The 13,545-nt window shown below is 70.2% G+C and carries 14 protein-coding genes; 9 read left to right on the top strand and 5 right to left on the bottom strand.

The window, feature by feature from the left end; translation table 11 throughout:
- Positions 1-55 precede the first annotated feature (55 nt).
- From AC3IYJ_RS42900 to AC3IYJ_RS42880, 5 genes are read right to left on the bottom strand one after another with little or no spacing between them, the layout of a single operon-like run.
- Positions 56-1,294, bottom strand: coding sequence for a hypothetical protein (locus AC3IYJ_RS42900; protein ID WP_489403654.1), 1,239 nt, complete (start codon positions 1,292-1,294; stop codon positions 56-58).
- 9 nt (positions 1,295-1,303) lie between these two features.
- The gene (locus AC3IYJ_RS42895) at positions 1,304-1,786 is read right to left on the bottom strand and encodes an NUDIX domain-containing protein (RefSeq protein WP_489403653.1); all 483 of its coding nucleotides are present in this window, start codon (positions 1,784-1,786) and stop codon (positions 1,304-1,306) included.
- Between the two features lie 46 nt (positions 1,787-1,832).
- On the bottom strand, positions 1,833-2,429 hold the full coding sequence (locus tag AC3IYJ_RS42890) for a hypothetical protein (protein ID WP_489403652.1): 597 nt from the start codon (positions 2,427-2,429) through the stop codon (positions 1,833-1,835).
- A 57-nt stretch (positions 2,430-2,486) separates the two neighbouring features.
- A complete protein-coding gene (locus AC3IYJ_RS42885) occupies positions 2,487-2,756 on the bottom strand; it encodes a hypothetical protein (RefSeq protein WP_489403651.1) in 270 nt (89 codons plus the stop codon).
- Positions 2,753-2,926: a hypothetical protein gene (locus AC3IYJ_RS42880; RefSeq protein ID WP_489403650.1), complete on the bottom strand. Its 174-nt coding sequence runs from the start codon at positions 2,924-2,926 to the stop codon at positions 2,753-2,755. Before AC3IYJ_RS42880 ends, AC3IYJ_RS42885 begins: the two co-directional genes overlap by 4 nt.
- 322 nt (positions 2,927-3,248) lie before the next feature.
- On the opposite strand from AC3IYJ_RS42880, the gene AC3IYJ_RS42875 reads away from it, so the two are divergent.
- The 9 genes from AC3IYJ_RS42875 to AC3IYJ_RS42835 all read left to right on the top strand — a co-directional run bounded on the left by AC3IYJ_RS42875 (position 3,249) and on the right by AC3IYJ_RS42835 (position 13,419).
- Positions 3,249-4,118, top strand: a complete 870-nt coding sequence (locus tag AC3IYJ_RS42875; RefSeq protein ID WP_489403649.1) for a helix-turn-helix domain-containing protein — start codon at positions 3,249-3,251, stop codon at positions 4,116-4,118.
- Positions 4,115-4,366 (top strand): DUF397 domain-containing protein, encoded by a 252-nt coding sequence (locus AC3IYJ_RS42870; protein WP_489403648.1) that lies wholly within the window; start codon positions 4,115-4,117, stop codon positions 4,364-4,366. Before AC3IYJ_RS42875 ends, AC3IYJ_RS42870 begins: the two co-directional genes overlap by 4 nt.
- Before the next feature lie 431 nt (positions 4,367-4,797).
- On the top strand, positions 4,798-5,862 hold the full coding sequence (locus AC3IYJ_RS42865; RefSeq protein WP_489403647.1) for a conjugal transfer protein: 1,065 nt from the start codon (positions 4,798-4,800) through the stop codon (positions 5,860-5,862).
- The gene (locus AC3IYJ_RS42860; RefSeq protein WP_489403646.1) at positions 5,859-6,182 is read left to right on the top strand and encodes a hypothetical protein; all 324 of its coding nucleotides are present in this window, start codon (positions 5,859-5,861) and stop codon (positions 6,180-6,182) included. The genes AC3IYJ_RS42865 and AC3IYJ_RS42860 overlap by 4 nt, the downstream gene beginning before the upstream one ends.
- The gene (locus tag AC3IYJ_RS42855; protein WP_489403645.1) at positions 6,179-6,685 is read left to right on the top strand and encodes a hypothetical protein; all 507 of its coding nucleotides are present in this window, start codon (positions 6,179-6,181) and stop codon (positions 6,683-6,685) included. The genes AC3IYJ_RS42860 and AC3IYJ_RS42855 overlap by 4 nt, the downstream gene beginning before the upstream one ends.
- Positions 6,685-9,252 (top strand): ATP-binding protein, encoded by a 2,568-nt coding sequence (locus tag AC3IYJ_RS42850; protein ID WP_489403644.1) that lies wholly within the window; start codon positions 6,685-6,687, stop codon positions 9,250-9,252. Before AC3IYJ_RS42855 ends, AC3IYJ_RS42850 begins: the two co-directional genes overlap by 1 nt.
- Complete coding sequence (locus tag AC3IYJ_RS42845; protein ID WP_489403643.1) at positions 9,249-9,596, top strand: hypothetical protein; 348 nt, start codon at positions 9,249-9,251, stop codon at positions 9,594-9,596. The genes AC3IYJ_RS42850 and AC3IYJ_RS42845 overlap by 4 nt, the downstream gene beginning before the upstream one ends.
- A complete protein-coding gene (locus AC3IYJ_RS42840) occupies positions 9,593-12,304 on the top strand; it encodes a hypothetical protein (RefSeq protein WP_489403642.1) in 2,712 nt (903 codons plus the stop codon). Before AC3IYJ_RS42845 ends, AC3IYJ_RS42840 begins: the two co-directional genes overlap by 4 nt.
- On the top strand, positions 12,301-13,419 hold the full coding sequence (locus AC3IYJ_RS42835; RefSeq protein WP_489403641.1) for a C40 family peptidase: 1,119 nt from the start codon (positions 12,301-12,303) through the stop codon (positions 13,417-13,419). The genes AC3IYJ_RS42840 and AC3IYJ_RS42835 overlap by 4 nt, the downstream gene beginning before the upstream one ends.
- Positions 13,420-13,545: the final 126 nt, after the last annotated feature.

The following is a 13,545-nucleotide window of genomic DNA, read 5'->3' as shown; positions in this document are numbered from 1 at the left end:
GCGCCCCACGACGCTATCGCTGCGGGCGGAGCACACCCGCGGGCTGAACGGGTACTCAGGCTGTGACGCCCAGGAGTTCGCACAGTGCGGCGAGTGCCGGGATGGCGGCCTGGCGGACGACGACGTCACCCTCCCGGGCGCCTTCGAGCGGGTACGGCTTGTACTGGCCGTTCTCGGTGACGCCCTCTGTGTCCAGGAAGAAGATCTTCATGCCGCGCTCGCGGGCCCGGCGCTGGACCTCCCGGCGATCGGCATGCAGGCCAATCACGAGCAGGGATTTCGCGGCCGGGTCGAAGGGGAAGTGCGGGATGCGCTGGTCGTAGCGGCGCATGAACGTCTCCGCCAGGCCCACCCGGTCGAAGAGGCCGTCGAAGTTGTGCGTGGCCACGGACCCGACCATGTACTTGGCGTCGTGCAGGGCTTTGAGCGCCCGGTGCGCTGAGGTGGGCTCGGACACGAACACGGCCCGGAACATCGACACCATGTCGTCGACCTTGTGCTCGGTGTCGGTGAGTACCTCCTTTACCAGCGTGTCCGACTGGGGGGAGAGCGTGAAGGCGTAGCCCTGGGTGAGGTCGTTGCCCTGCCGGGCGGTGACTCGGTAGACCTCGTGGAGGTAGTGCAGCGGCGGGACACCCGCCTCGATACTGGTGCCGCAGCCGGCCTCCACCGCGAAGGGCAGGTGCTCCAGGATGCCGCGCAAATCCTCGGCGTAGGCCGGGGTGCCGCGCTGCTCCTTGACTCGCATGCCCCCGGCAAGGACGTCCCACGGCAGATTCCGCACCGCCCGCTCGATCTTGTAGTCCTCGGAGGTGATCGCGATGTCGAGGGACGTGAAGCCGTCGGGGGTCGGCCGGTCGGCACGCTCGTCCTGCGGATGGACTGCATGCTCGGTGAGGGTCACCTGGAGGTCCCCACGCCGGAACATGCCGGTGCTGAGGGACCGCCATCGGCCAGCCTCCAGCCAGGCGGCGATGTTCTCGCGGTAGGCGTCGATCTCGTGCGCCGGGGCGAGCATCGACACGTAGAGGTACATCTCGTTCAGCGTGAGGCGTTCGACGGGCTGGGTCCGGTCCAGGCCGTAGTGGAGGCGGTAGTGCACGACGCGCCGCCGGCCGTGGTCGTCCTGGCTCCAGCCGGACTGTTCGGCGTTGGCCGGTTCCTGGGTCCGCCGCCAGATACCTTCCTCGATCGCCGGGCGGCGCTCGCCGCCGCGTTCACCTTCGTAGTGGGACTTCCATACGTCGACCTGGGCGGGCGTCAGCGAGTCGATTACGGAGTACGGCAGGAACATGGTCTCTCCTCAGATCATCGGGTTGCCCATCAGCAGCTCAGTGCTGAAGGAGCCGGATCCCAGGGCCTTCAGGCACTGGCGGACACGGAGCAGTTCGTGGTCGATCAGGAGGGTTTCGGCCTCGTCGGGTGTCACCCAGCGGAGCTCGGTGTAGCCGTGGGCCAGTTGGACGTCCGCGGGGATCTCGTCCACCTGGACGTGGTAGACGAAGTTCACGCCCTCGACGTGTTTGCCGGGCCAGGCCGTCGAGTGGTCGATGGCGAGGAGGTGGCCGGCGGTGACCCGCATGCCGAGCTTCTCCGCGATGTTGCGGCACATGGCACGCCGCGGAAGTTCGTTCGGGGCGGCTGACCCTCCGGGAAGCCCCCATCGGGAGACCTCGGTCCAGTAGCTGCGTTGAATCACCACGAAGCGGCCTTCGGGCTCTTGCAGGAGGGCCAGGGAGCCGAACCGGCGGGGCGGCGGATTGCTGAAGTAGTCGGTCTCGGGCATAGAGACGGTCCTCCGGATTCAGGTGGAGCTGATGGCGGTGGGGCGGTCAGCGGTGCAGCGTCTGCACCGGCTCGGGTCCCAGGTCGGGCACGCCGTGGCTGGAGAGGACGACCTCAAGGCGTTCGACCCGCTCGGGGGAACGCTGCATCAGGTGGAGGGTGCCGTGGAGGCCGGTGACTTCACGGACGTGGAGCCATCCGCAGGTACGGACGAGTCGCCAGGCCAGGGCCTGATCGCGGACCACGCAGCGAACGAGGGGCTGATGGTGCTGGCGGGCGGCATAGTCGCTGAGCCACAGGGTGGCGAGCCGCCCCAGGATCGTCTGTCCGGGCAGGGACAGGGCATGGGAGACAAGGAGCGTGGGCTGTTCGCGTTCCTCGACCGTCCATCCGTTCCGGGGAGCGGCGTGCTGGATCAAGAAGGCGGCGACGAGCTGCTCGCAGTCCCACATTCCGATGGCCGTCCTGCCGTCATGCGCACCAGGGGTATCACCGCGCGCGTCGGCTCTGGTGATGGCGTCGCGCAGAGCGGGCCCCTCGCCGCGCGGCAGGTGGCCTTTGGCGAGCTGGAACTCCATCCGGGCGGCGATCAGCCTGTCGACCGCCGTCAGGTCGGGGGCGATGAGCGGCTTCATCACGTACATGGCGTGCTCCTGTTCGGCCGTTGGCGGGAGTAGCTGTGGGCGGGTATCGCGGGGTGCTCATACGGCTGGCCGCTGCGTGTGCGTCGTCTGCCGTATGGCCAGACACCGCTCCGTGCCGCCGGGCAGGCGCACCCACAGGTACGCGGCATCGGCGTCCACGCCAGTCCATCCGCTCCCGACCTGGACGACCTCGCCCTCGTGCAGCTGCGGCTGCTCACGGGTGCCGGGTTCAGGGACGCTCCACCCCTTCACCCAGTCGCCGATGATGAACGGCGCCGGCGCAGATGGTGTCGGCCGGGCGGCCTTGGCCGCGTGCGGCCGGCTCACCAGACCCCCTGGTACGGAGTGCTGGGGAAGAGCGGTTCGAGGTGCAGGGCGAAGGTGCTGGGGCCCCACGTGCCGACGGCGACGTCGCGGTCGCCGACGAACTGGCATGCGGTGTGGGGAGGCTGCCCCTGGCTGTCAGTGCTGGTCGTGGTGCTCGGGCTCGTCTTCATAGTCGGCCTCGGCGTGATTGCTTCGTATCGGGAGGAGAGCGGCCGCGCTCGCCCTTGGGGGCGAGGAAGGCAAGGCCGCTCAGGGAGGGCACAACGGTGCATCGCGAGTGATCGCGACTTGACGCACAGTCACGATGCCTTCAGGAGCTAGCATGCTCGTTTTGACGGTCGCTGCGCAATATGGTGAAGCAAATCTCAAAAGATGCGAACTGCCGTACGCATGTGCCGAGTTACGTCACTGACGAACCGGCTTGCACCACTGACGAACCGGGATACGCCAATGACGTACCGCCGTACACCAACGTCGTGCCACACTGCGCGCATGACGCAGACACGTGCGACACCGACTGTGAAAAGACGGCGAGTCGGCGCCCAACTGCGCCGATACCGCGAGGCCGCGAAAATGAAGACGGGCGACGCGGCACGGGCGATGGGCTGGGACAACGCGCGCCTGAGCCGCACAGAGCGTGCGCTCCAGCGGGTCAGCGCTGACGAGGTCTACGCCCTGGCGAAGGTGTATGGCGTAGACGACCATGCCGCCCTCGTCGAGATCGCCCGGGTTGCGGAAGAGCCGCCAGACATCGGCTGGTGGATGCCGTACCGGGGGCTGATGACCCAGGAGTACATCGACTTCATCACCCTCGAATCTGAGGCCGAGACCATCCGCATCTGGCATGCGGGGTTGGTTGGCGGCCTGCTCCAGACCCCTGCCTATGCCCGCGAGATCGCCGCGACGTCGGTCACGCCGATGTCCCTTGAGATGTCCGAACGGCTCGTGTCCGCGCGTATGGCCCGGCAGGAAGTGTTCAGTCGGCCCGGGAAGCCCGTGCACTACTCGGCGCTTGTTCCGGAAGCGGCCTTCCACCAGCGCTTCGTCGCAGGGCCCACGGTCCTGCGCGACCAGCTGACGCGCCTGCTCGACGCCTCCGAGGCCGCCAATATCGACATCCGCGTGGTGCCCCTGACCGCGCTGCCGCACCCCGGCAACGGCGGGAACTTCACCCTTCTGACCTTCGGCCACCCGTGGAATCCCGTCGTCTCCGTGGACCACAACCGAGGCGGCAGCACGCTGGAGGACCCGGCAGAAGTCGACGTGTTCGAAGCCATGTACACCCGCATCGCGGACGCCGCGCTTTCCGTGGACTCCTCCCGGGAACTCATCACCACCTATCTGGAAGGAACCCGCACGTGAGCACCAACCACCAGCACGAAGGCTCCGAGGTCGCTGTGGCTGCCCTCGGCTGGTACAAGTCCAGTTACAGCAGCGGCGACAGCGGCCAGTGCCTGGAGGTCGCGCCCGCGTTCACCTCTGGCGTCCTATACGTCCGCGACTCAAAGACCAGCGGGCGCGGCCCAGTCCTGCGCTTCCCGGCTGCCGCCTGGTCCACGTTCATCACCGACGTCAGGGACGGAAACCCCCAGGCCGACCCCGCGGTGTAGCCCGCGTAGCCGTCATCCGCCTCAGAGCAATCCCTCGGCGTCCCGGCAGACTCGCGACCCCGCCCGGCTTCGTACCCCGGCTGAATACTTCGGGTCGGCCTGCCAGGGCCGCCACCCCCTCAAAGCCCTCCTGCGCCAATGGCCGCAGGAGGGCTTTCCACTGGCGGGCCGCCATGTTCCTCGCATCACCACCGGCATGGGCACCCTTCTGGGGCTGGTGAGGTGGTGCGCGACTTCACCGGCGACGTCACCAGACGCCTGGTGAGTAGCGGGCCTGTAGGGCTGTGACCTGGGGTGGGGAGGTCGTGGTGAGTCACCGTTTCGGTCGTGTCCCACCTGTGACGCCGGGGGTGGTGCAGTGGGGAGCGAACCGGTGAGGACGCCGCCGTTTCGTGGGGCAGAGCAAGGCCCCTCCCACGGAAGGCGTCACCATGAGTCCCACTCCCCCACGCCGTGCCCGTACGGTCCGGCGTACGGCCGCATCGTCGGTTGCGTCGCTGCGCCGTTCCCGCCCCGAGACCGTTCCCGCCGGACGGCCGGTCTCCCGCGGGCCCCGGTTCATCCGGATTGGGATCTGGACCGCGCTCGCGGCAGGTCCCCTCGCCCTGGCCATCTCCCTGACCGCACCAAAGGCGACGGTGGCCCAGGCCGCACCCGCCCCGCACGCCTCTGACACCGTCCGGCCTCCGGCCGAACCGGGCGGCATGGCGGAGATGTTCGTTGAACTGTGGCTGCGGGCCGACGCTGCTGCCCCCGACAGCGGCATCGCGGCGGCCGTACGGGCGCTGGCCCCCCAGGCGGAGCTGCCGAAGCGTCCCCGCACCGACGGGTCCGTGCCTACGAGCGCTCGGGCGGTCACCGTGCGCACGGCGGTCACGCCTGAGGGAGCGTGGACGGCCGTGGTCGCGGTGCTCGGCGGCCGCGACCAAGCCGGTTCGCCGACGGCGGGGAACCCCGCGGCAGCCACGCCGGTGCGGTACTTCGCGGTCTCCGGAACCGATGGGAAGAACGGCGGCCCGGTCACCATCAGCGGTACACCGGCCGAGGTCTCCGCTCCCGACGCGACCGCGGCCCCCGAGTCTGCGTACACCCACCCCGTCGCGAGCACTGGAGCGTTGGCGATGTCGCTGGGTGAGTTCGTCCGTGCCTACCTCGGTGGGCAGGGGGCGGGCCTGGAGCGGTATCTGTCGCCGGGGCTACGGGTCTCCGCGCCCAAGGTCGCTCCGTACGTCCGGGTGGACGTCGAGGAAGTAGCCGCGGACACCGAGGTCGCGGCGGGTGCGGCGGTGCCCGCGGACGGGGCCAGGGCACGTGTCCGGATCCGCGTGAGCGGTGAGGACCCGGCCGGTGCGCGGTGGCCGCTTGCCTACCGGCTGGAGGTGACCGCCCGCGCCGGGCGGTGGGAGGTCAGTGCGTTGGAAGCCGGCATCACCGCTCCCCCGCCCGCGAATTCGGTGTCCCCCTCCCCTGCGGCTGTCACGGGCGGTGCCCGATGAACTCGACCACCAACGTGATGCTGGCGGGCAAGCTCGATGCGCTGGGTAACTCCCTGCTCGGGACGCTGTCCGACTGGGGCGACAAGGGACTCAAGGTCGCGCTGACGGTGGTGGTCCTGGCCGCCATCATCCGCAACTTCTCCCTGAAGGCCGGGATCGGCGCACTGATCGCAATGATCATCGCTCTGGGCCTCTACAACTCCCGCGAGGCCATCGCCGGCATGTTCTCCGACGAGATCAACCACCCCGCCACCACCACCGGGTCCATGCACCTCGTGGTTACCCCTGCCTCGGCGGGCAACGGCGGAGGGATGCTGTGAGCACGGCGACCCAGCCGCGCGTGGCGCGGGTCTACACGAGTGCGCGCCGGCACCCGTGGGTGCTGGGCAAGCTCGGTGACTGGATGATCTGGTTCGGCCCGTACACGCCCGCGCAGCTTGTCGTTCTGGGGGGCGGCGCGTTCGCGCTCATCAAGACGTACTCGCTGTGGTCGTGGGCGGGTCCGGTACCGGTCGTGCTCTGGCTCGGTTCGGTGTGGGCGGTGCGCGGTGCGCAGATCGCCGGGCAGAACCCGTTCACCGCGCTGCTCGGAGTGGTGACGCTGCTGCTGCGGCATCCGGCCGGTCGGGTCGGCGGCCGGATTGCCCGTGACCGCCAGCCCTCTTGCTTTCGGGGCCGGTTCCTCATCGAGCCCGCGCCCGAAGCGGCATCTGTTCCGGGGTCCGTTGTGGTGGAGGCCTTCTCCGCGGGGCATCGTGCGGCCGCCGGTTCAGGTCTGTCCCGGCTTCTTGCCGGTGCGGCCGGTGTGGGGAGGGCGGCGTGATGCGGAATCCCTTGCGTCATGTCGCCGGGCATCTTCTGTGGTCGACGTCGTCCCGGGTCTGGGCGGTGTGGCGGGTGACCCCGCTGCCGGGGGGCTATCTGCCCGCCGAAGTCCATCAGGAGTTGCTGGGCCGCATCACCTCGCTGGTGCGGTCGATGCCGGGCATGGAACCGCGCCTGCTCGTCCTCGCTTCGTCCACCGACCCCGGCGAGGTCGCCGAGCGGATGACGACGGGGGTGGACTGGCAGCGCCTTCCGGCCTGGGCGGAGACGTGCGCGGCGACCGTCGATCTGCTGACCGGGCAGGAGATGCACGAGCGGACCCTGTGGCTCACCGTCCCCCTCCCCGGCAAGGGCGGAGCAGCGGCGGCCTCGCTCACCGGCCTCTACGCGGAGCTGTCGGCGGCGCTGGATCTCGCACCGGTGCCGGTGTCGGAGGCTGAGGTGGCGGCTGCGTTCACGGAAGCCGACCGGATCCAGACCTCGCTCGGTGGCGGGCTGGGCCTGCGCCCGGCCTCGCCGGCGGAAATCGTGTGGATGCTCCAGCACGCCGTCCACCGCGGTCTCGACCAGGAGCCGCTCCTTTCCGATGCCGAGAACAGTCCGCTCTACGGCAGCCAGGTCCGCGCGGGCCGACTCCAGTCCCCGGCCTACGCCGATCTGGGACAGATCCGTCTGGCTGAGGGCGGCCAGGAAACCCTCAAGGAGCACAAGCCTGCCGGCAGGCCGTGGTGGCGCTCGGCCGGAGCGTCCTCCCCCGTGGGCCGGCGGTGGCTGCAGGTCGAATCAGAGGCCGGGACCGGCTACCAGGCTCATCTGGTCCTCGCGGAGCTCCCGCCCGCGGTATCGGTCCAGCACGCCGATGTGCTGGCCCAGTTGGAGGGGTTGCCGTTCCCGGTGGACGTGGTGGTGGACCTGCAGGTGGTGTCGGCGAAGAAGGCCCGTGCGCAGGTCCAGCGCAAGAAGCGCGAGCTCCTGGACCAGGCCGGGCAGTACGGTGCGCAGCCGACGGGGATGCCGCATTCGTTGCCGGAGGCGGCGGGTGATCTCGCCGAGCAGGATGCGCGGATGGCGCGGACCTCGGTGGAGGTGGAGGTGCAGTCGGTGACGGTCCTGAGTGTGTGGGGGCCGGACGCGGCGACGTGTGATGCGCGGGCTCGGGAGCTGTCGGCTGCCCTGGCGGGCGGTGACTACCGGCTGGTGCGTCCGTACGGGATGCAGGAGGAGCTGTTCGCTCTGGGTGTGCCGGGTGCGGTGCGGGCGCAGAAGCTCGCGCAGTTCACGCAGCATCAGCTCTCGGAGGACTGGGCGGCGTGTGGTGCGTTCACGCTGTCGCGGGTGGGGGATCCGGCGGGGATGATGGTTGGTCACGACCTGGACAGCGGCACGATCCGCCCCGTCCTGCTCAATCCGGCCGATGCCCCGCAGGTGAACGCGTCGGCGTCCAGTGCCGTTGTTGGTGATCTGGGCAGCGGCAAGAGCGTGTTGGAGAAGCTGGTCACCGGTGCGGTGGTGGACCGGGGCGGGCGGGCGATCGTCATCGACCGGACCCCGATCCGAGAGTGGGCGAGTTTCGGGCAGGCGGCGATGGGTGATCGCTGCCAGGTCATCGACGCCGCCCGGGCCCAGATCTCCATCGACCCGCTGCGCGTGTTCGGCGGTCCGGTCGGCGCCCACTACGCCCTGTCCTACCTGACCCTGCAACTCGGCGTGGGAGCGATGACCGCCGGCGGCGCCGTGCTCCACCACGCCGTGGAGGAAGTCGCGGGCGGGCCGCAGCCGTCGATGGGGAAGGTCCTGGACGTGGTCGCCTCGCTCGCCGAGCGAGGCAGTGGGACCGCGCGCGCGGACGCGGCCGCCACCATGGCCGACCTGCTGCGGATTGTGCGCGGCAACCCCCTGGCCGCGATGGTGTTCGACCCGGATCTGCCGCCGGTCACGCTGGACGGGGACTTGGGTTCGGACCTGGTGGTCGTCACGACCGCCGGGCTCACGCTGCCGCCCAAGGAGGCGTTCGCGGACGTCGAGGTGCTGCGCCAGCAGCCGCTGGAGGCGCTGATCGGGCGGGCGATGCTGTATCTGATCGCGGCGATCGCCCGTCAGGCCGCCTTCACCCAGCCGGAGCGGTTCTGTCTCGTCGCGGTGGACGAGTGCTACTGGCTGACCTCCTCGGCGGAGGGATCCGCTCTGGTCAGCGAGATCCTCCACGACGGCCGCAAGCATGGCGCCGGTTGCTTCCTGGGCGGCCACGACGAAGCCGAGCTCGGCAAGGACGCCGCGCTGATCGCCTACCGGTTCCTGGCCCGCACCTCCGACCGGGCCCGCGCGGCAAGAGGCCTGAGCTTCCTGGGTCTGGACGGCGAGGACGAGGAGCTGCTGCGGCTGGTGACCACCGGCCTGTCCCCCGTCGGCCAGCCGGGCCGCGAGGGCGAGATGCTGCTGCGCGATCCGCGCATGCAGGTCGGCCGGATCAAAGTCGTCGTCCCCCAAGTGCCCCGCCTCAAGGAATCCATCTTCACCACGCCCGGCCGCACCCCGCGGCCCACGGTCCTCGGGGGGAACCGATGACACGGATGAACGGTGTCCGGCTGCTGATCGTCGCGGCCATGGCCCTGCTCCTGCTCACCTGCACCGTCGCCGCCTGGGCCCTGCCCCACACCCGCCCAGCCACCCCTCCGGGCGGAGCCTCCGCCTCTACGGCCGCCGTGGACGATCGCTGCCGGTGGATCATCGGCCCCGCTCACGACTACTGCACCTCCTCCGCCGTCGAGTCCACCGACACGGTGCGCTCGACGCAGCGGGCCGCCATCATGCCTGCCCGGCTGGACGGCCGTAGTGGCCTGCTGCTGTTCTCCACGCTCGCCATCGCGGCCGCCATCGGGCTCGTGTCCAGCGCTGGGCGGCGGCTGTGATCGCCCGCCTCCGATTCGATCGGGGCACGGTTAGGGCGGCCGGGTTCGTCACGCTGCTCACGGTCGTGTTCCTGGTGACGAACACGGTGGTGGCGGCTGCGGCCGATGGAAGCGCAGCCGGCGCTGGTGGTGGTCTGCTGGGGCCCCTGGACATCCTCACCGGTGAGGGGGTGCCGCTCAGTGGCTACCAGTTGGAGTCGGCTCCCGCCTCTCCAGACCTCATGCCCGGTGTCCCGCTCGGTCCGCAGCTCGCATTTAACTCGAGCCTCACGAACATCGACGTGATCGGGCACGTCCAGCAGATGGTGATGGGTGGGCTGTTCACTCTGGTGCGCCTGATGGTCGGCCTGTGCTGCTGGCTCATCGGCTTCGTCTTCCGCTTCCCGCTCCTGACCCTGCTGACCGGGCCCGCGCAGCATCTCGCCGACGCCTACCAGCTGCACGTCGTCGATGCGCTCGGCCTCAGAGGCCTCCTGCTGGGCTGGGCCTTTGTCTTCGGGCTGATCCTTTTCGTGCGCGGCAAGGTCGGCACCGGCCTGGGCGAGATCGCGATGACTCTGGTCATCGCCGCCCTCGCCGCGAGCGCCTTCGTCCGACCCGATTACATTCTCGGCGCGGACGGCCCCCTCGCCCAGACCCACCAGGCCGCCATCGAAGTCGCGTCGATCACCTCGGGCTCCTACTTCGGTGCCACCCCGCCGCGCGGCGCGCGTCCCTGCGACAACGCCGAGCAGCCCCTTCAGACCTGCGCGAGCGTGCAGGTCGATGCCAAAACGGTCACCACGCCTATCCAGACCGCGCTGACGGACGCCCTGGTCGTGAAGCCCTACATGCTCCTGCAGTACGGCCGTGTCCTGGACCCGAAGAACAAGGACGATGCCGCCGCGTACAAGGCCCACCTGAAATGGGTCAAGAGCAGCCAGCCCAAGACGAAGCCGGGCGGCAGCGACTCCTCGAAGTGCGACGGAGTCTTCGGCCCCGTCAAGGAATCCTGCGAGAACGCGACGAAACCTGACGTATGCAGTCACGTGGCAGCGCCGGCCAAGGACTACTGCAGGGGGAAAGACCAAGACCCCTGCGCCACGTTTGACGGTCCCGCCAAGCAGTACTGCGCGCTCGGGGACGGTGGCCGGGATGCCGAGTTCACGGTGCTCATCAGGGAGCTGGAGAAGGCGGGGCCGGTCGGCAAGGACTGCGCCGTGTACGCGCAGAGGCCGACCTGGGACCGGGTCTGGTCGGTGATCGCACTGCTCGTCGCTGTCATCGTGGTGGCGCTGCTGATCGTGTCGATGTCGGTGGTGATGCTCGGCGCACAGGGTGCGGACGCGGCGGCCGCCGCGGCCGGCCCGATCGCGTGGGTATGGGCGATGCTGCCGGGCCCCTCGCGGATGCTGCTGTGGCGGTGGCTGGGCGTGTTCATCGTGTCCGCCCTCGTGTCCTTCATGGCAGCGATGATCCTGCCCCTGTTCGGGATCGCCGTGGATGCCCTGCTGTCCGACGCCGGTCCCGACCAGATGGTGGAACGGCTGCTGCTGGTCGACGCCTTCGCCGTCGGATTCCTGGTGATGCACCGGCGGATCCTTACCGCGGCCGCCGGTTTCGGGACGCGCCTGAGCACCCGTATGCGGTTCTCGAAGATCGGCGGCAGCCACCTGGCCGGTGACAGCAGCGAGTTCGGCGCGGCGCTCGCCGTGCACGGCCCCCGTCACAGCGCAGGCTCCGGCGGTTTCATGGGTCTTGGGATGTCGTCCGCGCACAGTGCGTTCGGGTCACGGCTGCGCCAGCTGGGCAGTCTCGCCGCCCTCACCGACCCCGCAGGCATGCCGTTCGCACCCGGCCGGCTCATTGGGGACGCGCTCGCCGAGGGACGCCGCGGCATCGCCCCCCTCGCGATGGCCCTGCGCGGCGCACACTCGCTCCTCGTCGGTCCTCCACCCGGCCGCCATCCCGCAGCAGCCGCGCTCCACCAGGTCGCCAGCGGCAGGCCGGATCCGGCGGGCGAGATGCAGGTCGACAAGCAGTCCGGGGAGGTTCTGCACGACCCCGCGTTCCACCGGCCCCTGCTGGCCGCCCGTATCCATCAGCGGGCCTCGCGGCTACGCGGCTACCGCATCGCCCACCGGACCGGCGCCGTCGCCTACCGGTCCACCATCGGTCTGCCCCGGACTCTCCACGCGGCCAGGAGGACCACGAGCGAGTTCACCGAGGACGCTCTGACCCAGCTCCGCGTGACCCGCAACCACCTCGGCGACGACACCTTCATGTGGACGGGAGGCCGGACGGTGCGCAACGGCGTGGACCACGCCGGGCAACGCCTGGCCACCGCCTGGCAGGTCAACGACCCCGCCGGCACTATCCGTGATACCGCCGTCGCCGCCGTCATCCACACCGCCCCGATCACCGCCGCCAGCCGTACCCCCCGCCCGGCTACGACCCACTCCGCCCCGCTCAATCCGGGCAGCCGCCCGAGCGGACCTGTCCCGCCCACCGGGCCAGAAGCCGCCGCTCCTCCCGCAGCGCCCTCGCACATCACCAGCCCCGGGCCACCGCCCGGCCGTACCGGGGCACCCGCAACACCTGGGACCGGTACCGGACCGCGATCCGCAGGCAGCACGGACCCCGTGGCGGAGGCGAACGCTGCGCGGCTGCGGGCGATCTTTGAGGCCCGCGCTGCCCAACGCCGGCGCCGCGAAGGCGGCGAGCTGTGAGGCGATGGACGAAGCTGGGCTGCCTGGGCGTACTCCTGCTGGTGGCCGCCGCCTGCTGCACCACCCCGGTCCTGCTCGCCGCCGTAGCGGGTCAGGCCGCAGCCGGGCAAGGCGGCCCGGCCAGCGCCGCCGCAGCCGGCATCCCGCAGCGGATGCTCACCGCCTACATCACCGGCGCCGCCCAAGTCACCGCCCACGTCCCCGGATGCCAGGGAATGCGCTGGCAGGTCCTCGCCGGGATCGCCCGGGTGGAGTCCGACCACGCCCAAGGCCACCAGATCACCCCCGGGGGAGACATCACCCCGCCGATCATCGGCCCCCGCCTGGACGGATCCGGAGCCGGCGGCAACACCACTCCGGTCCGGGACACCGACGGCGGCCGCTGGGACGGCGATACTGCATTCGAGCGCGCGGTCGGCCCGTTCCAGTTCCTGCCCGCCACCTTCGTCGCGAACGCGGTGGACAGCAACGGCGACGGCACCCTCTCCCCTCACAACGCCGACGACGCCGCGGCCTCAGCAGCCGTCTACCTGTGCGGGAACGGCCGCAACCTCACCGACCGCCAGCAACTACGCACCGCGATCTACGCCTACAACGCCTCCCAGGCCTACGTCGACGACGTCCTGACGGGCATCGACCGCTACGACGCCCTGGGCAACGCGTCCGCCGTCCCTTCGGGGAACGCCGGAACCCTCATCGCGGCAGCCCTCGCGCAGCAGGGTGTCCCCTACTCCTGGGGCGGCGGCGGACCTGGCGGACCCAGCACCGGGTCCTGCTGCTCACCTCGCGGCCAGGACGGCCGCACCGTCAACGGCTTCGACTGCTCCGGACTCACCCAGTACGCCTACGCACAGATCGGCATCACCCTGCCCCGTACGGCAGCCGAGCAGGCCAGCAGAGGACAGCGCATCCCCGCCGCCGCCGGGTACGGCGCGCTCCAGCCCGGTGACCTCGTCTTCTACGGCTACAGCCCCACCGCCGACTCCACCATCCACCATGTCGGGATCTACCTCGGCGACGGAAAAATGATCAACGCACCCCGCCCAGGCAGGGTGGTCAGCATCGACCCCGTCACGGCCATGCCCGACTACGCAGGAGGGGCGAGGCTGCTCTGAGGACCTCCCGCTGGAGCGGCGGCGGACTGCCTGCCTTCGCCGTCCAAACCACCACGTCTTGGGCTGTTGACCTGCGGTGGGGAGGTCTTCGTGAACCGGCTGGTGAGTCCCGGAAGAAGCCGTTTC

The sequence above is a fragment of the Streptomyces sp. GL_140 genome (assembly GCF_057834465.1).
The sequence above is the reverse complement of the archived record's forward strand: the minus strand, read 5'-3'. Positions and strand labels throughout refer to the sequence as shown.

Bases quoted from the DNA above. Each gene is read 5' to 3' on its own strand.
- AC3IYJ_RS42895 (WP_489403653.1), bottom strand. From the start codon at position 1,786: ATGCCCGAGACCGACTACTTCAGCAATCCGCCGCCCCGCCGGTTCGGC.
- AC3IYJ_RS42850 (WP_489403644.1), top strand. From the start codon at position 6,685: ATGCGGAATCCCTTGCGTCATGTCGCCGGGCATCTTCTGTGGTCGACG.
- AC3IYJ_RS42865 (WP_489403647.1), top strand. From the start codon at position 4,798: ATGAGTCCCACTCCCCCACGCCGTGCCCGTACGGTCCGGCGTACGGCC.
- AC3IYJ_RS42890 (WP_489403652.1), bottom strand. From the start codon at position 2,429: ATGTACGTGATGAAGCCGCTCATCGCCCCCGACCTGACGGCGGTCGAC.
- AC3IYJ_RS42900 (WP_489403654.1), bottom strand. From the start codon at position 1,294: ATGTTCCTGCCGTACTCCGTAATCGACTCGCTGACGCCCGCCCAGGTC.
- AC3IYJ_RS42875 (WP_489403649.1), top strand. From the start codon at position 3,249: ATGACGCAGACACGTGCGACACCGACTGTGAAAAGACGGCGAGTCGGC.
- AC3IYJ_RS42880 (WP_489403650.1), bottom strand. From the start codon at position 2,926: ATGAAGACGAGCCCGAGCACCACGACCAGCACTGACAGCCAGGGGCAG.
- AC3IYJ_RS42860 (WP_489403646.1), top strand. From the start codon at position 5,859: ATGAACTCGACCACCAACGTGATGCTGGCGGGCAAGCTCGATGCGCTG.
- AC3IYJ_RS42845 (WP_489403643.1), top strand. From the start codon at position 9,249: ATGACACGGATGAACGGTGTCCGGCTGCTGATCGTCGCGGCCATGGCC.